This is a genomic window from Nocardia sp. NPDC058176 (genome assembly GCF_042883805.1).
GTDB lineage: Bacteria > Actinomycetota > Actinomycetes > Mycobacteriales > Mycobacteriaceae > Nocardia.
Window position 1 is genome coordinate 577,290 of sequence record NZ_JBHVVA010000003.1, and the last position, 23,079, is coordinate 600,368.

The window sequence follows — 23,079 nt, forward strand, 5'->3', positions numbered from 1 at the left end:
TCCCGGAGAGGCGGTCAGGGCACCTTGCGGACTGCGCCCTTGTCTGCCGAGGTGGCCAGGGCCGCGTACGCGCGCAGGGCGGTGGTGACCGTGCGGTCGCGGTTGACCGGCTGCCACGGGCGCTCGGAGGCTTCCATCTTCGCGTGGCGCTCGGCCAGGACCTCGTCGGGCACAAGGACTTCCAGGGCGCGGGTGTGCACGTCGATGCGGATGCGGTCGCCGTTCTCGATCAGGCCGATGACACCGCCCGAGGCGGCTTCGGGGGAGACGTGGCCGATCGACAGGCCCGAGGTGCCGCCGGAGAAGCGGCCGTCGGTGATCAGCGCGCACACCTTGCCGAGGCCGAGGCCCTTGAGGAACGAGGTGGGGTGCAGCATCTCCTGCATGCCGGGACCGCCCGCGGGGCCCTCGTAGCGCACGACCACCACGTCACCGGGCTGGATCTTCTTGCCCAGGATCATCGAGACCGCCTCCTCCTGGGACTCGACCACCACGGCCGGGCCCTCGAAGGTGAACAGTTCCTCGTCGATGCCGGCGGTCTTGAGGATCGCGCCGTCGGGGGCGATGTTGCCGCGCAGCACGCACAGTCCACCCTCGACGGTGTAGGCGTGCTCGATGTCGCGGATGCAGCCGCCTGCGGCATCGGTGTCGAGCGAGGACCAGCGGTTGGAGGTGGAGAACGGCTCCACGGTGCGCACGCCGCCGGGTGCGGCGTGGAACAGCTCGATCGCCTCGTCGGAAGCCTTGCCGGAGCGGATGTCCCAGGTGTCGAGGAACTCGGTGTAGTCGGCGGTGTGCACGGTGGTCACGTCGGTCTCGAGCAGGCCGCCGCGGCGCAGCTCGCCGAGGATGGCGGGGATGCCACCGGCGCGGTGCACGTCTTCCATGTGGTAATCGGAGTTGGGGGAGACCTTCGACAGGCACGGCACCCGGCGGCTGATCTCGTCGATGGTCTGCAGATCGAAGTCGATCTCACCCTCCTGCGCGGCGGCGAGGGTGTGCAGCACCGTGTTGGTCGACCCGCCCATGGCCACATCGAGGGCCATCGCGTTGCGGAAGGCCTTGGCGTTGGCGACGTTTCGCGGCAGGACCGACGCGTCGTCGTCCTGGTACCAGCGCTTGGCGATGTCGACGATGACCGTGCCCGCCCGCTCGAAGAGCGCGCGGCGCGCGGAGTGCGTGGCGAGGGTGGAACCGTTGCCGGGCAGCGCGAGTCCGAGCGCCTCGGTCAGGCAGTTCATCGAGTTGGCGGTGAACATGCCCGAGCACGAACCGCAGGTCGGGCAGGCGGAGCGCTCGACCTCGTCGAGACCCTCGTCGGACACGGCCTGGCTCGCGCTCGCGGAGATCGCGCTGACCAGGTCGAGCGGCGCGTGCGCGACACCGTCGGCGATCACGGCCTTACCGGCCTCCATCGGACCGCCGGAGACGAACACCGCCGGGATGTTGAGCCGCATGGCGGCGTTGAGCATGCCGGGAGTGATCTTGTCGCAGTTGGAGATACACACCAGCGCGTCGGCGGTGTGCGCGTTGGCCATGTACTCCACCGAGTCGGCGATGATCTCGCGCGAGGGCAGCGAGTAGAGCATGCCGCCGTGGCCCATCGCGATGCCGTCGTCGACGGCGATGGTGTGGAACTCGCGCGGCACGCCACCGGCCGCGCGCACCGCCTCGGCGACGATGTCGCCCATGTTCTTGAGGTGCACGTGGCCCGGCACGAACTGGGTGTAGGAGTTGGCGATCGCGATGATCGGCTTGCCGAAATCGGAGTCGGTCATGCCGGTCGCGCGCCACAGCGAGCGCGCGCCCGCAGCATTGCGGCCGATGGTGGTGGTGCGTGAGCGAAGCGGTGGCATCAGCGGAGTCCTTGGTCGTGTCGCTTGGTGCGTCCTCGCCTGCGCGCAGGGGGCTGACCTGCGGGGCGCGGTGCGAGTCCGCGGTGCGTTCGGCAATCCTGCACGTTACTCGGACGGGCGGTGGTCGCGTCGCGCCGGTGGCGTGCAGAAGGGAGGGGACCGGGCCGGGGCGGGAGTATCGCTCCGGCGGGTGTCGCCGCGGTCGTGCCGTCGGCGCGGGGGTGCCCGGTCGGCGTCAGCTTACCGGCACAACGGTGTCGTGAGCGCGTGGATTCCCGATGTGGCCGAGATCGCCGTCAGTTCGACTTCGCCGAGCCGTCGGTGTCGTCGGTCGCCGTGGTCTCGGTGGCCTTCGCGCTGGTGCCCTTCGCGTCGGTGGCCTTCGCGTCGCTGACCTCGGCGTCGGTGGTCGCGGTGTCGGCTGCTTCGTCCCGCTCGGCGGCCTCGGCCTCTTCACGAGCGAGGCGCTCCCGCTCGGCGGCCTCGGCGGCACCGAACACATCGGGCAGGCGCCCACCGGAGGCCTCGATCAGCTCGCGCAGGCGGTCGTAACTCACCGAGGGCAGTTTGACCTCGGAGTCGTCGTCGAGCCGGGCGCGCACATACCCGCGCTTGGGGATGCTGATGCCCTTGACCTGGGACCAGTCGAGGTGACGCTTGCCGAACATCGAGCTCAGATCCAGCCCGGCCGCCGAGATCGTGGTGTGCGTGCGGGTGAGCCAGAAGACCGCGATCACCGGGAACAGCAGCAGCCACCACAGCGCGACGGGCCACCCGACGAACGGGAAGAACACGCAGAAGGCCAGCACCAGCACGCCGATGTAGGCCAGGCGCGGGACGGCGATCACGTGCGTGCCAGGAACCGGGGTGTTGGCCTTGCGCGGGATCAGTAGCCAGACGATCACCGCGGTGGGCACGATCAGCCCGATCCGCAGGACCAGCGACCAGTCCTGCACGGTACCGACGACGACGAAGGCCAGGTAGGCAACCACTACCGCGGCGATCGCGGCGAGCCTGCCCTGACTCGCCGCACGCAGACCGCCGGGTCGCGTCGGGCGACCCGTATCGGTTCCCTCGTCGGTGGTGTGGGACGATTTAGCCGGTGGCACGGACTGATGCGGTGAAGACACCCCCCTATCCTCGCATCTTGGTACACGGACCCACGCAACCGCTCGAGTCCCACATAATGGGACGCAGTGAGTAGCCTGTTTGACTCATCGGTTCCCGCGCGCATAACGTCGTGTGCGTGAATCGAAACGAGTTGCTCGTAATCGGCCGGCGCGTCCAGCGTTGAGCCTGACTACCTGAGTCGAATACGTCAGCTCGCGTTGCGACGCGCCACCCTCGAACAGCCATGCGCTGATCGGGGGCTTTTTTGTGTTCGGGAGAATTCCGCGCCAGTCCGGAGTCGGAACGACAAAGTTAGGAACGAAGACGGTGAGTGCACCAACCGCACGACCCGGGCCATCGGCCCGCAGGTCAGCGCCTTCAACGGGACAGCCGAGCCCGGCGACCACCCCCACCCGCCGCCAGGTCGCGCCCGAGCGCGTCACCGGCGCGCAGTCGGTGGTCCGGTCGCTCGAAGAGCTCGACGTCGACACCGTATTCGGCATTCCCGGCGGCGCGGTCCTTCCTGTCTACGACCCGCTGTTCGACTCGAAGAAGGTCCGCCACGTGCTGGTGCGCCACGAGCAGGGCGCCGGTCACGCGGCGACCGGCTACGCGCAGGCCTCCGGCAAGGTCGGTGTGTGTATGGCCACCTCCGGCCCCGGCGCCACCAACCTGGTGACCCCGCTGGCCGATGCCCAGATGGACTCGGTCCCGATCGTGGCGATCACCGGTCAGGTGCCGTCGAGCCTGGTCGGCACCGACGCCTTCCAGGAAGCCGACATCTCCGGCATCACCATGCCGATCACCAAGCACAACTTCCTGGTCAAGGACCCGATCGACATCCCGCGGATCCTGGCCGAGGCGTTCTACCTCGCCGCCTCGGGTCGCCCGGGCGCGGTCCTGGTCGACATCACCAAGGACGCCCTGCAGGCCCAGACCACCTTCTCCTGGCCGCCTGAGATGCGTCTGCCCGGCTACCGTCCGGTCACCAAGCCGCACGGCAAGCAGGTGCGCGAGGCCGCCAGGATGATCCTGGAGTCCAAGGCGCCGGTGCTCTACGTCGGCGGCGGCGTGATCAAGTCCGACGCCTCGGCCGAGCTGCTCGAGCTGGCCGAGCTCACCGGCATCCCGGTGGTCACCACCCTGATGGCGCGCGGCGCGTTCCCCGACAGCCACACCCTCAACATGGGCATGCCCGGCATGCACGGCACCGTCGGCGCCGTGGCCGCGCTGCAGAAGTCGGACCTGCTGATCACCCTCGGCGCCCGCTTCGACGACCGCGTCACCGGCCAGCTGGACTCCTTCGCGCCCGACGCCAAGGTCATCCACGCCGACATCGACCCGGCCGAGATCGGCAAGAACCGCCACGCCGACGTCCCGATCGTCGGCGACGCGCGTGAGGTGATCGTCGAGCTGATCGAGACCCTCAAGGCCGACCCGCAGACCGGCGACGCCCCGCTGCTGAAGCTCACCGAATGGTGGGCCTACCTGGGCGGGATCCGCGACAACTACCCGCTGGGCTGGAGTCAGCCCAGCGACGGTTCGCTGTCGCCGGAGTTCGTCATCGACGCGCTGGGCCGCCTGGCCGGTCCCGAGGCCGTCTACTGCGCCGGTGTCGGTCAGCATCAGATGTGGGCCGCGCAGTTCATCAAGTACGAGAACCCGCGCACCTGGCTGAACTCCGGTGGCCTCGGCACCATGGGCTACGCCGTCCCGGCCGCCATGGGTGCCAAGATGGGCGCCCCGGAGAAAGAGGTCTGGGCGGTCGACGGTGACGGCTGCTTCCAGATGACCAACCAGGAACTGGCCACCTGCGCGATCGAGGGTGTGCCGATCAAGGTCGCCCTGATCAACAACGGCAACCTGGGCATGGTCCGGCAGTGGCAGACCCTGTTCTACGAACAGCGCTACTCCAACACCGATCTGGGCACGCACACCCTGCGCATCCCCGACTTCGTCAAGCTGGCCGAGGCGCTCGGCTGCGTCGGTATCCGGGTGGAGAAGGAAGAAGACGTCGAGGCCGCGATCCGGCAGGCGCAGGAGATCACCGACCGACCCGTCGTGATCGACTTCATCGTCGGCAAGGATGCCCAGGTGTGGCCGATGGTCGCCGCGGGCACCAGCAACGACGAGATCATGTTCGCCCGCGGCATCCGTCCGCTGTTCGACGAGGACGACCAGGTCTCCGAGCCTGCCGTCATCCACGAGGCCATGGAGCGCGAGCAGGCGGCATTCGAGAAGGGTTCCCAAGAATGAGCACGACCCACACCCTGAGCGTTCTCGTCGAGGACAAGCCGGGCGTGCTGGCGCGAGTCGCGAGCCTGTTCTCGCGCCGCGGCTTCAACATCGAGTCGCTGGCCGTCGGTGGCACCGAGATCCCCGAGATCTCGCGGATGACCATCGTCGTCACCGTCGACGATCTGCCGCTCGAGCAGGTCACCAAGCAGCTCAACAAACTGATCAACGTCATCAAGATCGTGGAGCAGGACGCCGACGCCTCGGTGGCCCGCGAGCTGATCCTGGTGAAGGTGCGCGCCGACGCCTCGGTGCGCACGCAGGTGATCGAGGCCGTGCAGTTGTTCCGCGCCAAGGTGATCGACGTCTCGCCCGACGCGCTGACCATCGAGGCCACCGGCACCCGCTCGAAGCTGGACGCCCTGCTGCGCATGGTCGAGCCGTACGGTATTCGCGAGATCGTGCAGTCCGGTGTCGTGGCCGTGGGACGCGGTCCGAAGTCGATCACGGCGACCCGCTAACTTTTCATCAACCAGAAATAATCCAGAAGGGACTCCACTGTGGCAGTCGAGATGTTCTACGACGACGACGCTGACCTGTCGATCATCCAGGGCCGCAAGGTCGCCGTGATCGGCTACGGCAGCCAGGGCCACGCGCACTCGCTGAGCCTGCGCGACTCCGGTGTCGACGTGCGCGTCGGCCTCGCCGAGGGCTCGAAGTCGCGCCCGAAGGCCGAAGAGGCCGGGCTGACCGTCGGTACCCCCGCCGAGGTCTCCGAGTGGGCCGACGTGATCATGGTGCTGGCCCCCGACACCGCGCAGGCGTCGATCTTCACCAACGACATCGAGCCGAACCTGAAGGACGGCGACGCGCTGTTCTTCGGCCACGGCCTCAACATCCACTTCGGTCTGATCAAGGCTCCGGCCAACGTCACCGTCGCGATGGTCGCCCCGAAGGGCCCCGGCCACCTGGTGCGTCGTCAGTTCGTCGACGGCAAGGGCGTTCCGGCCCTGATCGCGGTCGACCAGGACCCGAAGGGCGAGGGCCAGGCGCTGGCGCTGTCCTACGCCAAGGGCATCGGCGGCGCGCGCGCCGGCGTCATCAAGACCACCTTCAAGGAAGAGACCGAGACCGACCTGTTCGGTGAGCAGGCCGTCCTCTGTGGTGGCACCGAGGAACTGGTCAAGACCGGTTTCGAGGTCATGGTCGAGGCGGGCTACGCCCCCGAGATGGCCTACTTCGAGGTCCTGCACGAGCTCAAGCTGATCGTCGACCTGATGTACGAGGGCGGTATCGCGCGCATGAACTACTCGGTGTCGGACACCGCGGAGTTCGGCGGCTACCTGTCCGGTCCGCGCGTCATCGACGCCGACACCAAGGAGCGCATGAAGGCGATCCTCAAGGACATCCAGGACGGCACCTTCGTCAAGCGCCTCGTCGCCAACGTCGAGGGCGGCAACAAGGAGCTCGAGGGTCTGCGCAAGGAGAACGCCGAGCACCCCATCGAGGTCACCGGCGCCAAGCTCCGCGGCCTGATGAGCTGGGTCGACCGCCCGATCACCGAAACCGCGTAAGTTCTCGTCTGCTCGAAAGGGCCCATCCATCTTCGGATCGGATGGGCCCTTTCGGCGTTTCCGCGGTCGTCGCGGGACCTCACGCACCGCCCGCGGCGGACGGCGGCGCCTGGAATCCGCCGATCACCCGCTCCAGCAGTTCGGCCAGCCGCAGCGGGGTTCGGTCCTCGAACATCGGGCCGATGAGCTGTACCCCCACCGGCAGACCCTCGGGCGACCGGCCCGCCGGTATGGCGGTGGCGGGCAGACCGGGCATGGTCGCCACACCGGCCCAGACGAGCTGGTCGAAGTACGGATGCTCGACGCCGTCGATGTCGATGCGCCGGTCCTCCAGGCCGCCGCGGTGGTCGTGTGGGTAGGCGGGAGTGGGCGTGACCGGGCACACCACGACATCGAAGTCGGCGAAGAGTCGCCGCCAGCTCTGGCGGTGCAGTTCGCGACGATTGTCCGCCTCGACCCAGTCACGGTGGCTGAGCACCATGCCGCGCAGCCTCGCCGCGTCGAGACTCCGGTCGTCCGTGCTCAGCGCGGCGGCGCGGGCCCGCAGCTGTTCGTACACGTCGACGGACAGGCTCGTGGCGGCGTTCGACAACATCAACAGCTGGTACAGCGTCGCGGCTTCGGTCAGGTCGGGCAGCAGCGGGCTGTGCCATTCGACGCGGGCGCCCGCCTCGACGAGTGCCGCGGCGACCCGGTGCACGCCCGCCCGCACCGCCGCTCCGGTCGGGATGAGCGGATGGTCCTCGACGACCAGCACCCGGAAGTCGGCCGGCTGCTCGTGGCGCGCAGGCGGAAGCGCGAGGTCGTAGGCGAGGCCGTGGGTCAGCGGATCCGGTCCGGCCATGACGTCGAGCAGCAGCGTGAGGTCGCGGGCGGTGCGCGCCATCGGGCCGACGACGGCGAGGTCGAGGTCGAGCGGCAAGGCGGGCGCGGGCGGCGCGACCATGCCACGGGTCGGGGCCAGCCCGAGTGACGGCTTGTGGGCGTAGATGCCGCAGAAATGCGCGGGGGTGCGCAGTGAACCGGCGAGATCGGAGCCGATGGACAGCGCGCCGAATCCGGCCGCGAGGGCCGCCGCCGAACCGCCGGACGATCCACCCGACGTGCGGCTGTGATCCCAGGGATTGTTGGTGGTGCCGTAGATCTCGTTGAAGCTCTGGATGTCTCGCAGCATCAACGGCACATTGGTCTTGCCGAGCACCACCGCACCGGCCGCTGTCAACCGCGACACCTGTACCGCGTCCTCGGCCGGCACGTGGTTCGCGTGCTGCGGCATACCCCAGGTCGTCGGCAGTCCGGCCATGTCGTAGGACTCTTTGACCGTGACCGGAACACCGAGCAGCGGCAGGTCCTCGCCACGGTCGCGTGTCCGGTCGGCCCGGTGTGCAGCGGCTCGCGCGCGGTCGAAATCGGGCACACAGATCGCGTTGATCAGCGCGTCCTCGCGCTCGATCCGAGCGATCGCCTGCTCGGTCAGTTCCACCGAGGTCGTCGCACCGGCACGCAATGCGGTCGCGAGTTCTTCGGCCGATCGGTAATTCCACTCCATGAATTCGACGCTATCCGGCTTCGGAAAAAGCCATGAAATACGAATTCGCGCAAGCGGAGAACCGACCGGCCGCGGCCGTTTTCGGCGTCCGGTCAGGCGCGATCGGCGTAGAGCGGATTCGCGGGGTTGACCGGGTTGGTCGGATTCATCGGGCTGATCGGATTGCTCGGATCGGCCATGTTGGGCAGGTCGTAGTCGATACCGCTGTCACACGCGTCGGCGGTGCTGTGCTGCGCGCAGGAGGGGTCGGCCGCCGCCGTGGCGGGGACGGCGAGGGCGGTCAGGGGTGCGGCGATGAGTGCCGTCGCCACGGTGAGGCGGGCGAGCAGGCGGCGCTGGGATGTCATGGGAGGTTCCTGTCGTGGTCTCGGTGCCGATCGAGGGCGGCGTTCATCGCCCGATCAGCGGGAATGCCGTCGGTGGGAGAGGGGCGGAGGGGGCTAGCTGCTGCCGAAGGAGACCGAGGGGGACGGACGCCAGGGCGACGGGTGCGACGGGGTGTGGCCGCGCCAGCGATCACACCGGTCGTTCCACTTGTGCCGGTGGTTCCAGGGGTAGTGCCTGCATTCCCTGCGGTCCCACATGTCGTTGCGGACCTCGGTGGCCGACGGGGGCGCCGGTTGGGCCGTGGCGGGCGTGACGGCGAGGGCGAGGGGGATCGCGGCGATGGTGCCCGCCATGGCGATGCGGGCCAGGGTGCGTCGGGCCGGAGTCTTCGTCGACATCGTGAGTCCTTTCGAGGGAATTGCCCGCCGGGGCTGCGCGGGGTGGGTCGTCTGTGCCGGTGATTCGGGGTGGCGACCGCGTAACTCCACTGTGGCGCAAGGGAATCGAAAGGTCAGTAGGTCGGGCGGGACTCGAGGGGAGATTCGGGTGAGGCCACCCAGGTGGTCTGGGGGTTTACCCCGAGATCCGGCGATTTCGTGTTGCCCGGTGACAGCTGGGGAGCGGTTCGGCGCGGGTTCTTGCTGTTGATCGCCGGTAGCGCGAGACTTGCTCGATGGTGAACGAGACGGTCGAGGACTTCCGGGACGAGGCGATCGAACAGGGACGGGCCGCGCGTAAACGCGTCGCTCGATCCCAGCTCGGTGAGTGGGGCGCCGGTCCCGGCAGAGAGGATCCGGTGGCGATTCTCGAGCGGCAGGCGCAGACCAGGGTCGCCGAGCTCGTGCCGATCCGGTACGCGCGAATGCGGCAGTCGCCGTTCACTTTTCTGCGCGGCGCACCCGCGATCATGGCCGCGGATCTGGCGCAGAGCGAGAACACCGGGCTGACCGTGCAGCTGTGCGGTGACGCGCATCTGTCGAACTTCGGGCTCTACGCCTCCCCGGAACGCAATCTCGTCTTCGACGTCAACGATTTCGACGAGACCCTGCCCGGCCCGTTCGAATGGGACGTCAAGCGCCTGGCCGCCAGCGTCGCGGTCGCCGCGCGCGACAACGGCTGCGACGACGAGCGCGCCGCCGCGGCGGCGGGGGATGCGGCGCGCGGCTACCGCGAGACCATGCACCAGCTCGCCGACTCCGACAGCATGACCGTCTGGTATCGGACCGTCGACGTCGACCAGGTCGCCGAGCTCATCCGGAAACCCAAGGTGCGCAAGAAGTTCGACAAGACCGTCAGCAGCGCGCGCAATCGCAACAGCTTGCAGGCCCTGGCCAAACTCACCACCCCCGACGCCGACGGTATCCCGCGGATCAACAACCAGCCGCCGCTGCTGGTGCCGATCGAGCTGGCCGACGAGAAGGAGCTGCGCGATGTCTTCGGCGACTACCGCCGCAGCCTGCCCGACGAGCGCCGCGTCCTGCTCGACCGGTACCGGCTGGTCGACCAGGCGCTGAAGGTCGTCGGTGTCGGCAGTGTCGGCACCCGCTGTTTCATCGCCCTGCTCATGGACAAGGAGTCGGGCAGTCCGCTGTTCCTGCAGGTGAAGGAGGCCGAGGCCTCGGTGCTCGCCCCGCACCTGAAGGCGAGCAAATACCGTCATCAGGGTCACCGGGTGGTGGTCGGTCAGCGCCTCATGCAGTCGTCCAGTGACATCTTCCTCGGCTGGGCGACCGGTCCGCAGGGCCGGTTCTTCTACCTGCGTCAGCTGCGCGACATGAAGGGCTCGGCCGATGTCGCCACGATGTCCCACGGCACGCTCGCGCAGTACGCCCGGTTGTGCGGCGCGGTGCTGGCCCGCGCCCACGCGCGCTCGGGCGACCGCGCCGCGATTGCCGCCTACCTGGGCAAGAACGACTCCTTCGACCGTGCCATGAGTGAGTTCGGCCTCGCCTACGGCGATCAGACCGTCACCGATCGGCTGTCGCTGCTGGCCGCCATCGACTCCGGCCGGGTGACCGCCGCGAAGCACGCGTACTGAGTCGTCCTACACTGGTTACCGATGAGTAGGTTCTTTTCCTCGGTGGACCAGGTGACCGACCGGCTGGCAGCGGCCGGTTATCTGCCGTCCCTCGACATCGCGACCGCGGTCTTCCTGGCCGACCGTCTCGGCAAGCCGCTGCTGATCGAGGGGCCCGCCGGGGTCGGCAAGACCGAACTGGCCAAGGCGGTGGCCGCCGCGGTGTCGGCCGAGCTCATCCGCCTGCAGTGCTACGAGGGCATCGACGAGGCTCGCGCGCTGTTCGAGTGGAACCACGCCAAACAGCTGCTGCGGATCACCGCCACCTCCGGTGAGGGCTGGGACAGCACCCGCGACCACGTCTTCACCGAGGAGTTCCTGCTCGCCCGCCCGCTGCTCGCGGCCATCCGCAACCCGGACCCCACGGTGCTGCTGATCGACGAGCTGGACAAGGCCGACGTGGAGCTCGAGGGCCTGCTGCTCGAGGTACTCGGCGATTTCCAGGTGAGCATCCCCGAACTCGGCACCGTCACCGCGGTGCGCAAGCCGTTCGTGATCCTCACCTCCAATGCCCACCGCGACCTGTCCGAGGCGCTCAAGCGCCGCTGCCTGTATCTGCACATCGACTATCCGACAGCGGAATTGGAGAAGGCGATCGTCCGGCTGAAGGTGCCGGAGCTCGACGCCGCGCTGGCCGAACCGGTGGTGACGACGGTGAGCGCGCTGCGGCAGCTGTCGTTGCGCAAGGCGCCCTCGATCGCCGAAACCGTGGACTGGGCCAAGACTTTGGTCGCGCTGGGTACCCGCAACCTGAGCGGGGGAGTGGTGCGCTCGACGCTGGGCGTGCTGTTGAAGTACCAGTCCGATCATCGGGTGGCGATCGAGCGCCTCGGTCTGGACGATCAGACCGACGACGGTGTGCCCCGATGATGGACCGAACCGTCCGGCGCGCACCCGGAGCGGCGCGGTGAGCGACACGGCCACAAGCGAGGGCGTCCTCGCGCCGACCTCCGATCGATTGGTCGGCTTCGTCGGGCTCCTGCGCGAACACGGCATCCACGCGGGACCCAGCGAGACCGTCGACGCGGCCGCCGCGATCGTCGCCCTCGGCACCGCCGATCATCGGGTGCTGCGCTCGGGCCTGGCCGCCTGCCTGCTGCGCCGCAACGGCCAGCGCAAGGTCTTCGATCAGCTCTTCGACCTGTACTTTCTCGACGGCACCCGCCCGGCCGATGCCGCCGAAGACCCCGACTCCCTGCGGGAGCGGCTCATCGCGACCCTGATCCAGGGCACCGACACCGCCCAGCTGGCCAGGGAGGCGCTCAACACCTTCGGTGCCTACGGTGGGGTCGGCGAGACCGCGGGGCGGGTCACCACCGCCTCGGGTGCGGGTTGGTCGTCGTACATGACCATGAAATCGCTGCGCCCGGACGAGATCTCCGAGCAGGTCGCGCAAACACTCGGCGGGACAGGTCAATTCGACGCCGCTGTCCACACCATCGAGGCTCGTCGTCGCGTCGAGCAGTTCCGCTCGGCCGTGCAGGCCGAGGCCCGCCTGCGCTCGGCGCACTTGCGCGGCACCGACTACATCGCCCGCCGCGGTGTCGAACCCGGTGGCGACAGCACCGATTTCCTCGGTGCCCGCGAACAGGATCTGGCCGAGATGCGCAGGCTCGTGCATCCGCTGGCTCGCAAGCTGGCCTCCCGGCTGGCGGTTCGCCGCAAGAAGGCGGTGCGCGGGCAGATCGATCTGCGTCGCACTCTGCGCCGGTCGATGGCCACAGGTGGTGTTCCGATCGACCCCGTCCTGCGGGCTCGTCGACACGGTCGACCGGATCTGGTTGTGCTGGCCGATGTCTCGGGCTCGGTCACCGGCTTCTCCGAGTTCACCTTGCAGCTCGTGCAGGCGCTGCAGGATCAGTTCAGCCGGGTCCGCAGCTTCGGTTTCGTCGATGTCTGCGCCGAGATCACCCACTACTTCACCCCCGGCGAACCTCCACCGCCGGGCTTCGCGCAGAACATCGTTCGCGACGCCGGGGTCGTCCGCTTCGGCTCCAGCAACTACGGCGAGGCGCTCCAGGGCTTCGCCGACCAGTATCTCGACGCACTCGGCCCGCGCACTTGCGTGCTGATCCTCGGCGACGCCCGCACCAATCGCACCGACCCGAATCTCGCCGCGCTGCAGCTGATCACCGAGCGGGCCAAAGCGGTCTACTGGCTGAATCCGGAGCCCGCGCGGTCCTGGTCGACCGGTGATTCGGCCGCCGAGGTGTACACCGAGATCGTCACCATGCACGAGTGCCGGAACGTGCGCCAGCTCGCCGAGGTGATCGGCCGGCTCCTGCCCGCCTGAGCCGCGTCAGTTCCGGTACTTGGTGGTGCCCGCCGAGCCGCGGGAGTCGCTGACCAGTTTGGCGAAACAGTCGTCGGCGGGGATCGAGCGGGCATCGCACCAGGCGTTGGCCGAGTCGGGATCGGCGAACGCGGCATCGGCGAGGGTGATCCACCAGCCCTGCAGGTCGAAGGTGCTCCAGTCGTCGCTCCAGACCAGGCGCGCACCGGAATACTGCTGGCGGAAGCGCTGATTCTGGGCGAGGATCTCGCTGTTGGTCCAGGTCACGACGCGCCCGTCGACATCGGCGGCGACCAGCCCGGGTCGTTTGGCCGAGAGCTGGGGCACCCACCGTTGCGCCAGGGTCGCGCTGACGATCGGCCGGTCGGCGGCGGCTTGCGCGCGCAGGCTCGCGAGCGCCTGGACCTGCGGGTCGACCGGAGCCGGGGCCGGTGACGCGGGTGCCGGTGGCGCGTACAGCGTGGTGTCGACGACCGCGGTTCCCACGGCGTTCGGGTCGGCCGAACGGGAGTTGCGCTCGTGTTGCAGGATGATGATTCCCGCGGTGATGACACCGACTCCCACCGCGATGATCACCACCAGCACGCCGAGCACCCACGGCCACCGCGACGGTCGCGGCGCATACGGCCCGTTCGGTGGATAGCCCGGATAACCCGGATATCCCACGGTCACCTCCGCTGTCGCAGCGCGCCCACGATCCTGGTCGAGCGCTCGGTCCCCCGTGCCTGACCAGTAGTCTAAATCTCCTCGCCTGGGCGTTCGTCCTTTCGTTGCGCAACCGACATGCGCGCATCGGCGACCAGTCGCACGACCGCGAACTCCCGGCCCGCCTTCGTCTGGTACTTGCCGTAGCGGGGTTGCGCGGCGACGATGCGGTCCCACGCCGCCGCCCGCTCCGCTCCTTCGAGTACCCGTGGGGTCACGACGATGGCCTCGCTGCCTGGTAGCTGAATATTCGCCTGATCGGGCCGGTTGATCAGATTGCGGAACCAGTCGGGGTGCCCGTCCTTGCCGCCGGAGGCGACGAGGAGCCAGGAATCGTCCGCGCCGGGGAACCAGCTGATCGGGGTGTCGCGCGGTTGACCGCTGCGGCGCCCAACCGTGTGCAGGATCAGCACGTCCATGCCCATGAAGGTGCCGTTGCCCTTGCGGATCTTGCGGTTCATCCTGGCGTTCATCGTGTGCTGCATCCATCGGGAGAATCCCCCGTGCGAGCTCTTGTTCCGGTCGGTGGTCATCGCCACGGTTCCTTTCGGTCGATCTGCTGTTGGAGGGGTTCAGCCCCACGCGCCCGCGATCTGGCGGGTGGTGGCGTTGAGACGGTTGAACATGTTGGTGACGCCGATCATCAGCACGATCGCGGCGAGCTGCTTCTCGTCGAAGAAGCCGGCGGCGCTGTCCCAGGTCTCGTCGGTCACCGCGTTCGGCCGGTCGGCCATCCGGGTCGCCGCCTCGGCCAGTTCGAGCGCGGCGCGTTCCTCCTCGGAGAAGTACGGCGCCTCCCGCCAGGCGGCGACCGCGGCGAGGCGCTCGTCGTTCACGCCCGCCTTGCGCGCGGTCTTGGCGCCGCCGTCGACGCAGGCGCTGCACTGGTTGATCTGGCTGACCCGCAGGTGCACCAGCTCGAGGATCTCGCCGTCGACGCCGCCGGTGCGCACCGCCTGCAGGACCGCCTGGATCGGGCCCATCGCGTCGGTGAGGACCATGGCCGGGTTCTGCATCCGAGACTGCATTGTCGTTCTCCTTGTTTCGATGTGGTTCCCGTTGTTTCGGGTGTGTACTGATCACAGCTCGTGAGGCCTGGCGAAGCGAGGTCCGTGGGACACTGTGGGACAGTGAAAAACGGCCCTGACCACGCCCGCTGTGGTCGGAGAAAAGGTGACCCGGGCCGGGACGGAGCGGACGACGGTGCAGCAGCGGACGACGACGCGGACCCATCCGCGCGACGAACTGGCGGCCCGGCTGCGCCTGATCCAGGAACTGTCCGGCCGCGGTGTTCGCGCGCTGGCCCGCGACACCGGCCTGAGCTCGTCGTCGCTGTCGCGCTATCTGAGCGGGCAGACGGTGCCGCCGTGGCCCGCGGTGCTGGCACTGTGCCGCCTGGTCAAACGCGATCCGCGCCCGCTGCGCCCGCTGTGGGACAGCGCCACCAACCCGCTGCCCGCCCCGCCCAAGACCAGCCGACAGGTCGCCCCGCCCCGCCCACCGGCCGACGCGCCACCCCCGCCGCGCAACGACCTGCCCCGTGACCTCCCCGACTTCACCGGCCGCGAGCAGGCGCTGACCGAGGTGCTCGCCGCCGTGCGCGCCGACCGGGTGGTCGCCATCGACGGCATGGCCGGTGTCGGCAAGACCTCCCTGGCCGTGCACGCCGCGCATCAGCTCACCGCCGACTACCCCGACGCCCAGCTCTACCTCGACCTGCACGGCTTCACCGCGGGCCGCGAGCCGCTCGATCCCGACGCCGCCCTGCGCGCCCTGCTGGCCGCCCTGCAGGTGCCCTCGGAGAAGGTGCCCCAGGACGGCGGCGTCGAAGTGCGGGCCGCCTGCTGGCGCGCGGAACTGGCCCGGCTGCGCGCGGTGATCGTCCTCGACAACGCCGCCGACGCCGCGCAGGTCGCGCCGTTGCTGCCCGGCGCGGGGGAGTCGGTGGCCATCGTCACCAGCCGCAACCGGCTGCTCGAGCTCGACGAGGTGGCGCCGGTGAGCCTCGACGTGCTCACCGAACAGGAGAGCGCCGAGCTGCTGGCCCGCGCCAGCGGCGATTCGCGCGACGGCCGACTGGCCAGGGAACCCGAGCAGACCGCGGAAGTGCTGCGCCTGTGCGGCAACCTGCCGCTGGCCCTGCGCCTGGCCGCGGCCCGGTTGCGGCACCGGCCCGGCTGGTCGGTCGGCATCCTGGTCGAGCGAATGGCCGAGGGGCCCAGCGAATTCGACACCGCCTTCGGCATGTCGGTGCGTCAGCTGCGTCGCGATCAGCGCCGCCTGTTCCGGCTGCTCGGCCTGATTCCCGGCTCGACCTTCACCGACTACGTCGCCGCGGCGGTCGCCGATGTCCCGCTGCGCACCGCGCGCGCCACGCTCGAGGACCTGCTCGACGCGCACCTGGTCCAGCAGCCCGCCGACGGCCGCTACCGCCTGCACGACCTGGTCCGCCAGCACGCCCGCGGCTCCAGTCTCGAGACCGATTCCGACGTCGACCGTGAGCGCGCGCTGGGCCGGGTCCTCGACTACTACGTGCACACCGCCGCCGCGGCCGACGCCGCCATGCCCTTCCCGACCCCCACCCGGCCGGTCTCGGCGGGCACACCACCCGCCGATCTGCCGCGGTTCCCCGATCGCGACACCGCGTTCTTCTGGTACGTCACCGAATACACCAACCTGATGGCGGTGTTCTACGCCGCCGTCGCAGCGGGCGCCGACGAGCACGTCTGCGAGCTACCGCGCTTCCTGCGCACCTTCTTCGCCCGCCGCTGCGGCACCACCCATCTCAACGACCTGTTCGAGCGATCACTCACCGCCGCACAGCATCTCGGCGACCCGCGCCGGCTCGCCGAAGCGCACAGCGACCTCGGCTTCGCCCGCTACAACGCGGGCCGGATGACCGAGGCCGCCACCGCCTACGCCACCGCGGCCCCGCTGATCGCCGCCGCGGGCGACCCCCTGCCGTGCGCCGAACTGCTCATGCGCCGCGCGCAATTGCGGTGGGACGAGGGCGATGTCGCGGAACCACTCACCCTGTTCCGGCGGGCGCGCGAGCTGTACGTCGCCAGTGGTTGCCCGGTGAGCGCCGCCGACGCCGTCGCGGGGGAGGCCTGGGCCGTGCTGCAGCTGGGCGATGCCGACGCGGCCGCCCGCCTGGCCCGCGAGGCGCTGGTCCTCGCCGCTGACGCGACACCGTCATTGCAAGCCCAGGTCACCCTCGGTGTCGCCATCGCCGCCGAGCACCCCGAGGCCGCGCTCACCCACCTGGACCAGGCGCTGGCCGCGGCGCGCGCCGACGGTCACCAGCACAACGAGGCCTGGTGCCTGAACTGCCGGGGCGTGGCACTGCGCCGGATGGGCCGCTTCGCCGAGGCCATCGCCGCGCACCGCGCCGCCTTCGACTTGCTCGACGCCCTGTTCGAGGAGCACTGGAAGATCCACTTCCTCAACGGATACGCCGAAACCTGCCTGCTCGCCGGTCTCCCCGACGAGGCACTACGCCTGTACCGCGAAACCCTCGCCCTGGCACCGCGACTGGGCCACCGCTTCGAAGAGGCCGCGGCCCATCAGGGCGTCGCCGACGTGCTCGAGTCCGCCGACCCGGCCACCGCCGCCGAACATCGCGCCGCGGCGGCGACCCTGCTCGGGGCGGTCAGCCCATCGACTTCGCCCCGTCCAGAGCTTCCCGGATGATGTCGGCGTGGCCGGAGTGCTGCGCGGTCTCGGTCATGATGTGCCTGAGGGTGCGTCGCGCGGTCCAGCGGAGGCCCGGCTCGAACCACGGTGCCTCGGGCAGCGGGTGCGAGAGATTCAGATCGGGCAGTTCCCGCGCGAGCTGATCGGACTTCGCGGCCACCACCTCGTAGGCGGCAAGGACGTCGACCAGAGTGTCACCCGGCTGCATCTGGAACTCGTTGCCCCACTCCGTGATCCGCTCCTCGGTCATCGACTCGAATTCCGGGAAGGCGCTCGGGCCCTCGACGATGAAGGTGGCCCAGTTCCGCTCCACCGCCGTGACGTGTTTGATCAGCCCGCCCAGGCACAGCTCGCTGAGGGTGGTGCGCAGCCCGGCCTGTTCGTCGGTGAGGTCGCGCACGGTGACCCGCAGGAAATGCCGGTGTTTGGCGAGCGCCCGCGTCCACATGTCGGTCGACGACCTCGACTGGCCGATCCTGGGCAAGGCCGAAGCCGAATTCCAGGTCATCGAACCACCGGAACGCATTGCCCGCCTGGCGGAATGGGGTCCCCGCTGCACACGGTCCTGAGTACCCGCAGCCCCTCGACCAGCATAGATGGCAGACTGTGGCCATGGCTGGTCGGCGGCTCTGATGGGGCCCGCGGTCGACGTCGAGCGGATGCGGATCAGCGGACCGACGTGCGGCGTGCTCGGTTCGACTCGCCCCGCGCGACAACGGCTGACGAAAGGTGGATCCGATGTCGGCGCACCGCCGTCTGACCAGCGTTCTGACAGTGCTCGCCTACGTCGCCGAGTCGGACTCGCCGCGTTCGGTTTCCGACATCGCGCGGAGCACGGGCCTCACGACGTCGACATCATCGCGGATCGCGGCGGAGCTCGCGGATCACGGGCTGCTCACGCGCTGCGGACGGTCGCCGGGCTACGACCTGGGTGACAGGGCGTTCGCGCTCGCCGGTGCGGCGGCACGCCACTACTACCCGGGGTTGCAGGTCTCGATCGGGCGGCTGAGCATGCTCGGCGAAACGGCGTGCGTGGTGGCGCCGCTCGCCCCCGGGTCCGCGAGCGGGCGGTTCCGGGTGATCTTCAGCGCCCCGGGCGCGTGGACGCTGACCGCGGCCGCCGAGCCCGGTCTCACGCTCGCGGACAGCTCAGGCGCGCTCGCGCGAGGCCTCGGGACGCCGGTCGACCTGGGCGGCACGCGCCGCGTGTACCGCGGGAGGACGCCGGGTGGGGTGGTGGATCGTCTTGTCCCCATCCGGGGCGATGGGCCGATGCCGTTCGCGGGGATGATGATCCGCGTTCCGGAGTTCCGCGACAACGATGGCGCGATGCTCGATGCGGGTCTGCGCATCCAGGGTGCCTACCTCGAGCAGGCGATTCTCGACGGTGACCCGGCGCGCCCGAACAGTCGAGGCGAAGAGTCGGCGCGGGGCGATACGGCGTTGGAACTGTGCGTTCGGCTCCTGCACGAGGTGGTACGCGACCCGCGTTCGCCGGTGCGTGTGCTGGCCGAGCGGACCGGCTGCCGGGTGGAGCGGGCGAGACGAATCCTCGAGTCGGCGACAGCCGTCGGTCTCGTCGAAGGGCCGCCCGCTCTCGCCGGGTATCGAGCGACGTTGCGCCTCGGTGGCTGGTACACGGTGCGAATTCGTCCACGCCTGACCGCGGTGGCGAACCGGGAGCTGCGCGTCCCCGCCGCACTCGGACCGATCAGTGCGTATCTCACCGCGCTGGTGGGAGCGCGGAGTGTGACGCTGGCGGAGGTGTTGTCCAGGGGCGAGCTGGCCACCACCTCGTGGCTCGGGCGCCCCTTCCCTCTGTCCGGTTCGGCGGGAGCGCCCGCGCTGATCAGCGGCGTCTCCGACGACATCGTCGAAGAGGTCTTCGTCTACACACCTCGGTCGAAGGCGCGCGGAATGCCCCGCACGGTGGCGGGCTTCCTCGCGGTCGTCGACGAGCTACGCGCCGAGGGGTCGGTGGTCGTCCGGGAACACGGCGAGAACGGAATCACCTCCGTCTCGGCGCCGGTGTGGGGCCTGGCGGGCGAGGTGGCGGGTGCTGTGTGTCTCGTCGGCCCGACCAGGGACATCGAGGCACGCGCGGATCGCCTCCGCGCGGAGGCGACGGCGGTGGCTGCCCGCATCACCCGAGGACTCACCTCCTCGCCCGAGGGGTGACACCGCGCGGACTGCAATTCATGCACCCGAATCGTTGCAATCCACGCGGCGACGCGGTTCCGCTCCCCGGAGCGGGCCTAGCGTCGCCCGGCATGAACCCCACACTTCCGGTCACCATCGAATTCGACGTCGAAGCGCGTATGCGCGACGGAGTCATCCTGCGCGCCAACGTATTCCGGCCGAACGCGCCGGGCACGTTCCCGGTGGTCCTCTCCCGCACGCCGTACAACAAGATCAGTCCCTCCGATGGCGGCTTCGATCCGCTCCTGCTCTCCCGGTCGGGTTTCATCGTCGCGGTGCAGGACGTGCGGGGGCGGTACGCCTCCGATGGCGAATGGGAGGCGTTCGAGCACGAACGCGAGGACGGCTACGACTCGGTCGAATGGGCCGCGCGGCTGCCCGGATCGAACGGGCGGGTGGGCATGTACGGCGCCAGCTACATCGGCACCACCCAGTGGGCCGCCGCCGTGACGAGGCCGCCCTCGCTGAAGGCCATCATGCCTGCCCTGACCTGGCGTGACATGGCGGACGGTGTCATCCGGCGGGACGGCGCCATCGATCTGGGCCTGCCTGCTTTCTGGACCCTGTTCCAGGGATTCGACTACCTCGCGCGGACGAGCACACCGCAGACCCATCAGGAGCGCTACGACCTGCTCGCGGACACCTACGACGCGCTCGCCACGGACGGGTACTGGACACTGCCCGCGATCGAGATGCCGTATGCGAAGCTGAACGGCCTGCCGACCGCCAGTATGCATCCGGACAACGTCGTCGCCACGAGCTACACCGACGCCGATTTCGACGGCCTCGACGCGGATCTCGGTGTCGCCGCGACGGCCGGCTGGTACGACCTGTTCATTCAGGGCTCGCTCGACACCTACATGGCCGCACGTGAGCGCGGCCTCGACGCCCGGCTCACGGTGGGCCCGTGGACGCACACCAGCCTCGCCGATCGGATAGGGCAGCGGAGCTTCGGGATTCGCAGCGCGCGCGACACGTTCATGGCGGACTACACCGACTCATGGTTCGCCCGCCACCTCGGCTTCCTGACCGAGTACCTGGGTGACGGTGCCGCGGCGGGCGACCAGCCGGACAACCGCGTTCGGATCTTCGTCATGGGCCGCAACGAATGGCGCGACGAACCGGAGTGGCCGTTGGCCCGCGCTGTCGACCAGCGCTGGCACCTCCGCTCCGACGGCGGCCTCGACCCGGATGCGTCGGCGTCGCCGGACACCGAGACCCGGGAATACGACTACGACCCAGCGGACCCGGTGCCCACCACGGGTGGTGCGGCCATGCTGATGCCCGGATTCCACGGCGGTCCCATGGACCAGGCGCCCATCGAGGGCCGCGACGACGTTCTCGTCTACACCTCGGCGCCGCTGGCCGCCGATCTGGAGGTCACCGGCCGACTGCGCGCCGCCATCACCGTGCAGAGTTCCGCCGGTGCGACCGACTGGGTCGTCCGGCTGTGCGACGTCGACCCCGAGGGGCGTTCGTGGGTCATCTGCGACGGGATCACGCGGATCCTCGACGGCGCCGATCAGGTGCGGCTGGTCGAGATCGACCTGTGGTCGACGAGCAATGTCTTCCTCGCGGGCCACCGGCTGCGCGTGCACGTCACCAGCAGTTGTTTTCCCCGATGGGACCGCAACCTCAACACCGGTGATCAGAATGCCGACGGCATGGTTGTCGCGCACCAGCGCGTCCACCACGGTGCCGCGACGCCCAGCTGGGTCGAGCTGCCCGTGATCGCGGATTGAGCGTCGAGCCGCGGTGAACCTGTCCACGATCGGCGGCGGGCCGGCGCCGATCCGTCCCGCTGTCCGTGTCAGCCGTTGCGATACCGCTGCTTGCGCCGACGCTGGAAGAACAGTTCGTCGACCGCGACCGGCGCGACCAGTGCGGTGATCTCGGCCAACCGTGCGTCATACCGGTGTTCGGTGATGCACCGGTGCAGATGGGCTCGGCGCTCCGGCCCCAGTCTCGACCAGACCGCGCCGAACCTGGACTGCGCCTCGCTCCCCGCCATCGCGACCAAGTCGAGAAGTGCTGGCCAGCAGCCGGTTTCGGTGGCACGGGCGGGCAGCGCGGCCACCGCGGCGTCCGACAGCGTGGCCAGGGCGTAGCCGACCTCGCCACGGACCTGATCGCCCATTCGCGTCATCAGGGTGAACAGACCACGCCAGCTCCCCGCGTCGTCACGGTTGTCCAGTGCGGTGACCAGCCCGGTCCCCACATTCGGATGCTCGAATACCGGATTGCTCACCAGTGTCCACAGTCCCAGCGGAGTGAGATGTCCGGCCAGCGTGAGGAATTCCGGAGCGGCGCCCACGAGGAGGGCGTTGTCGACCAGGGTGGCGACATCGTCGGGCCGGGCGTTGCCGAAGAGGACGTCGCCCACCTGGCTGATCACCTCGGGCGCGCACCGCGAGAACACCGAGAGCGCGGCGTGCTGCAGGGCGGGCGGCCCGGCCAACACCGTCTGCGCCATCCGTGGGATCCGCCGGTGCGGTCCGTCGAGCAGCTGCCGCACCACGGCACTGAGGATCTCGGCGTCATAGGAGTAGGAGGCCGAATGGATCAGCCCCGCGTCATCGTGGACCCCCGCCTCCACGGCCGCTATCAATTCCGGTGTGGCGCAGGACAGAAACGGCCCCGCCGTCACGTAGTCGCGCCGCCGCAGCAGTTCGTTGACGATGTCGACCACCGGCCCCGTCGGCGCCACCTCCGCCAATTGCGCGATGGCCCGAGGATCCAGATACGGCGCGCAGTCCGCCGCGTACCCCGGATCGAGCAACGCCAGCGTCTCGACGGCCTTCCCCGGATGCTCCAGCCCGACGGCCCCCGCCGCCCGTCCCGTCGTCATCGGCGGAACCAGCCGCTGCACCAACGGGATCGAGATCGACAACGGAATGACCGGCACCAACGCGCTGATCCGCCGAAACACCGGCGTGTGCTGATCGAACAACACCCCCGAAATCTGCTGCTGCAGTTCATGCAACCGCTCCGCACCCAGATACCGCAGATGATGCAATCGCTGCGGATGCACATGCAGCGTCCGAGCCAGCAGAATCAACTGCGCCCGCGTAGTGAGATCGGTCATCGCCCCCCGAACATGATCTTCTTCGTCACCGCCCGCAACGGCCGCGGCAACGCCCCGATCATCGAATCGATCGACTTGTCCAACGCCGCCGCCTCGAACGTCGAAGCGGCCCTGGTCAACTCGAACAAATCCCGCGCCTGCTCCGCGGGCAACCGCTCTACCGCGGGCATCACCCCCGGCCTGCCACCGTCACGCTCACTCCGGGCAGCCATACAACTCCTCGATACAACGGTTCTTCCCGCCGAGAATGCCCTGTCCAGCCCCCTACCCACCACCACTTCCCGGAATTCTTGTACGCAACAACGAAAATAACGGCCAGATTACATGTGAACCAACGTCAACCCACGCCGATATGGCGACCAGTAGGTATCCA

20 protein-coding genes are annotated in these 23,079 nt (G+C 69.3%); 10 read left to right on the forward strand and 10 right to left on the reverse strand.

What is annotated here, in order from left to right:
* Positions 1 to 14 precede the first annotated feature (14 nt).
* Both ilvD and ACFVVM_RS20645 read right to left on the reverse strand, forming a co-directional pair.
* Entirely contained in the window at positions 15 to 1,856 is a 1,842-nt protein-coding gene (gene ilvD / locus ACFVVM_RS20640; RefSeq protein WP_387620506.1) for a dihydroxy-acid dehydratase, read from the reverse strand.
* Positions 1,857 to 2,152: 296 nt separating this feature from the next.
* Positions 2,153 to 2,986 carry a PH domain-containing protein gene (locus ACFVVM_RS20645; RefSeq protein ID WP_387620508.1) on the reverse strand — a complete coding sequence of 278 codons (834 nt, stop codon included), beginning with the start codon at positions 2,984 to 2,986 and terminating at the stop codon, positions 2,153 to 2,155.
* A 307-nt stretch (positions 2,987 to 3,293) separates the two neighbouring features.
* On the opposite strand from ACFVVM_RS20645, the gene ACFVVM_RS20650 reads away from it, so the two are divergent.
* From ACFVVM_RS20650 to ilvC, 3 genes are read left to right on the forward strand one after another with little or no spacing between them, the layout of a single operon-like run.
* Positions 3,294 to 5,222 (forward strand): acetolactate synthase large subunit, encoded by a 1,929-nt coding sequence (locus ACFVVM_RS20650; protein ID WP_387620511.1) that lies wholly within the window; start codon positions 3,294 to 3,296, stop codon positions 5,220 to 5,222.
* Positions 5,219 to 5,722, forward strand: coding sequence for an acetolactate synthase small subunit (ilvN, locus tag ACFVVM_RS20655; RefSeq protein ID WP_019048314.1), 504 nt, complete (start codon positions 5,219 to 5,221; stop codon positions 5,720 to 5,722). The genes ACFVVM_RS20650 and ilvN overlap by 4 nt, the downstream gene beginning before the upstream one ends.
* Before the next feature lie 51 nt (positions 5,723 to 5,773).
* Positions 5,774 to 6,775, forward strand: coding sequence for a ketol-acid reductoisomerase (gene ilvC, locus ACFVVM_RS20660; RefSeq protein WP_387620911.1), 1,002 nt, complete (start codon positions 5,774 to 5,776; stop codon positions 6,773 to 6,775).
* A gap of 79 nt (positions 6,776 to 6,854) precedes the next feature.
* On the opposite strand, the gene ACFVVM_RS20665 is transcribed toward ilvC, so the two are convergent.
* The 3 genes from ACFVVM_RS20665 to ACFVVM_RS20675 all read right to left on the reverse strand — a co-directional run bounded on the left by ACFVVM_RS20665 (position 6,855) and on the right by ACFVVM_RS20675 (position 9,049).
* Positions 6,855 to 8,324: an amidase gene (locus tag ACFVVM_RS20665; RefSeq protein WP_387620514.1), complete on the reverse strand. Its 1,470-nt coding sequence runs from the start codon at positions 8,322 to 8,324 to the stop codon at positions 6,855 to 6,857.
* 92 nt (positions 8,325 to 8,416) lie between these two features.
* Entirely contained in the window at positions 8,417 to 8,671 is a 255-nt protein-coding gene (locus tag ACFVVM_RS20670; RefSeq protein WP_387620516.1) for a hypothetical protein, read from the reverse strand.
* 93 nt (positions 8,672 to 8,764) lie between these two features.
* Positions 8,765 to 9,049 carry a hypothetical protein gene (locus tag ACFVVM_RS20675; protein ID WP_387620519.1) on the reverse strand — a complete coding sequence of 95 codons (285 nt, stop codon included), beginning with the start codon at positions 9,047 to 9,049 and terminating at the stop codon, positions 8,765 to 8,767.
* Positions 9,050 to 9,324: 275 nt separating this feature from the next.
* Here ACFVVM_RS20675 and ACFVVM_RS20680 point away from each other — a divergent pair, with 275 nt between their 5' ends.
* Genes ACFVVM_RS20680 through ACFVVM_RS20690 form a run of 3 tightly spaced genes read left to right on the forward strand, consistent with a single transcriptional unit; the run spans position 9,325 to position 13,021 of the window.
* Complete coding sequence (locus tag ACFVVM_RS20680) at positions 9,325 to 10,689, forward strand: DUF2252 domain-containing protein (protein ID WP_387620521.1); 1,365 nt, start codon at positions 9,325 to 9,327, stop codon at positions 10,687 to 10,689.
* Between the two features lie 21 nt (positions 10,690 to 10,710).
* Complete coding sequence (locus ACFVVM_RS20685) at positions 10,711 to 11,598, forward strand: AAA family ATPase (RefSeq protein ID WP_387620524.1); 888 nt, start codon at positions 10,711 to 10,713, stop codon at positions 11,596 to 11,598.
* Positions 11,599 to 11,635: 37 nt separating this feature from the next.
* Complete coding sequence (locus ACFVVM_RS20690) at positions 11,636 to 13,021, forward strand: VWA domain-containing protein (RefSeq protein ID WP_387620527.1); 1,386 nt, start codon at positions 11,636 to 11,638, stop codon at positions 13,019 to 13,021.
* A gap of 6 nt (positions 13,022 to 13,027) precedes the next feature.
* On the opposite strand, the gene ACFVVM_RS20695 is transcribed toward ACFVVM_RS20690, so the two are convergent.
* From ACFVVM_RS20695 to ACFVVM_RS20705, 3 genes are all read right to left on the reverse strand, one after another.
* Entirely contained in the window at positions 13,028 to 13,687 is a 660-nt protein-coding gene (locus ACFVVM_RS20695) for a hypothetical protein (RefSeq protein WP_387620530.1), read from the reverse strand.
* Between the two features lie 71 nt (positions 13,688 to 13,758).
* Complete coding sequence (locus ACFVVM_RS20700) at positions 13,759 to 14,259, reverse strand: nitroreductase family deazaflavin-dependent oxidoreductase (protein WP_387620532.1); 501 nt, start codon at positions 14,257 to 14,259, stop codon at positions 13,759 to 13,761.
* A gap of 39 nt (positions 14,260 to 14,298) precedes the next feature.
* Positions 14,299 to 14,754 (reverse strand): carboxymuconolactone decarboxylase family protein, encoded by a 456-nt coding sequence (locus ACFVVM_RS20705; RefSeq protein WP_387620535.1) that lies wholly within the window; start codon positions 14,752 to 14,754, stop codon positions 14,299 to 14,301.
* Between the two features lie 145 nt (positions 14,755 to 14,899).
* Between ACFVVM_RS20705 and ACFVVM_RS20710 the strand changes: the two genes are divergently transcribed.
* The gene (locus ACFVVM_RS20710) at positions 14,900 to 17,419 is read left to right on the forward strand and encodes a helix-turn-helix domain-containing protein (RefSeq protein WP_387620538.1); all 2,520 of its coding nucleotides are present in this window, start codon (positions 14,900 to 14,902) and stop codon (positions 17,417 to 17,419) included.
* Here the strand turns inward: ACFVVM_RS20710 and ACFVVM_RS20715 are convergent.
* The gene (locus ACFVVM_RS20715; RefSeq protein WP_387620914.1) at positions 17,379 to 17,870 is read right to left on the reverse strand and encodes a DinB family protein; all 492 of its coding nucleotides are present in this window, start codon (positions 17,868 to 17,870) and stop codon (positions 17,379 to 17,381) included. The two genes, ACFVVM_RS20710 and ACFVVM_RS20715, sit on opposite strands and share 41 nt — an antisense overlap.
* 290 nt (positions 17,871 to 18,160) lie before the next feature.
* Here ACFVVM_RS20715 and ACFVVM_RS20720 point away from each other — a divergent pair, with 290 nt between their 5' ends.
* Together ACFVVM_RS20720 and ACFVVM_RS20725 are read left to right on the forward strand one after the other, a co-directional pair.
* Positions 18,161 to 19,600, forward strand: a complete 1,440-nt coding sequence (locus ACFVVM_RS20720) for a MarR family transcriptional regulator (RefSeq protein WP_387620541.1) — start codon at positions 18,161 to 18,163, stop codon at positions 19,598 to 19,600.
* Positions 19,601 to 19,692: 92 nt separating this feature from the next.
* Positions 19,693 to 21,363 carry a CocE/NonD family hydrolase gene (locus ACFVVM_RS20725; RefSeq protein WP_387620544.1) on the forward strand — a complete coding sequence of 557 codons (1,671 nt, stop codon included), beginning with the start codon at positions 19,693 to 19,695 and terminating at the stop codon, positions 21,361 to 21,363.
* A gap of 68 nt (positions 21,364 to 21,431) precedes the next feature.
* Here ACFVVM_RS20725 and ACFVVM_RS20730 read toward each other — a convergent pair whose 3' ends face one another.
* A complete protein-coding gene (locus ACFVVM_RS20730; RefSeq protein WP_387620547.1) occupies positions 21,432 to 22,574 on the reverse strand; it encodes a hypothetical protein in 1,143 nt (380 codons plus the stop codon).
* Here ACFVVM_RS20730 and ACFVVM_RS20735 point away from each other — a divergent pair.
* On the forward strand, positions 22,557 to 23,018 hold the full coding sequence (locus ACFVVM_RS20735; RefSeq protein WP_387620550.1) for a hypothetical protein: 462 nt from the start codon (positions 22,557 to 22,559) through the stop codon (positions 23,016 to 23,018). The genes ACFVVM_RS20730 and ACFVVM_RS20735 overlap by 18 nt on opposite strands.
* Positions 23,019 to 23,079 lie beyond the last annotated feature (61 nt).

Coding starts and splice junctions, on each gene's coding strand:
- ACFVVM_RS20675 (WP_387620519.1), bottom strand. CDS start 9,049: ATGTCGACGAAGACTCCGGCCCGACGCACCCTGGCCCGCATCGCCATG.
- ilvN (WP_019048314.1), top strand. CDS start 5,219: ATGAGCACGACCCACACCCTGAGCGTTCTCGTCGAGGACAAGCCGGGC.
- ACFVVM_RS20665 (WP_387620514.1), bottom strand. CDS start 8,324: ATGGAGTGGAATTACCGATCGGCCGAAGAACTCGCGACCGCATTGCGT.
- ACFVVM_RS20725 (WP_387620544.1), top strand. CDS start 19,693: ATGAACCCCACACTTCCGGTCACCATCGAATTCGACGTCGAAGCGCGT.
- ACFVVM_RS20700 (WP_387620532.1), bottom strand. CDS start 14,259: ATGACCACCGACCGGAACAAGAGCTCGCACGGGGGATTCTCCCGATGG.
- ACFVVM_RS20685 (WP_387620524.1), top strand. CDS start 10,711: ATGAGTAGGTTCTTTTCCTCGGTGGACCAGGTGACCGACCGGCTGGCA.
- ACFVVM_RS20720 (WP_387620541.1), top strand. CDS start 18,161: ATGTCGGCGCACCGCCGTCTGACCAGCGTTCTGACAGTGCTCGCCTAC.
- ilvD (WP_387620506.1), bottom strand. CDS start 1,856: ATGCCACCGCTTCGCTCACGCACCACCACCATCGGCCGCAATGCTGCG.
- ACFVVM_RS20715 (WP_387620914.1), bottom strand. CDS start 17,870: ATGTGGACGCGGGCGCTCGCCAAACACCGGCATTTCCTGCGGGTCACC.
- ilvC (WP_387620911.1), top strand. CDS start 5,774: ATGTTCTACGACGACGACGCTGACCTGTCGATCATCCAGGGCCGCAAG.
- ACFVVM_RS20680 (WP_387620521.1), top strand. CDS start 9,325: ATGGTGAACGAGACGGTCGAGGACTTCCGGGACGAGGCGATCGAACAG.
- ACFVVM_RS20670 (WP_387620516.1), bottom strand. CDS start 8,671: ATGACATCCCAGCGCCGCCTGCTCGCCCGCCTCACCGTGGCGACGGCA.
- ACFVVM_RS20705 (WP_387620535.1), bottom strand. CDS start 14,754: ATGCAGTCTCGGATGCAGAACCCGGCCATGGTCCTCACCGACGCGATG.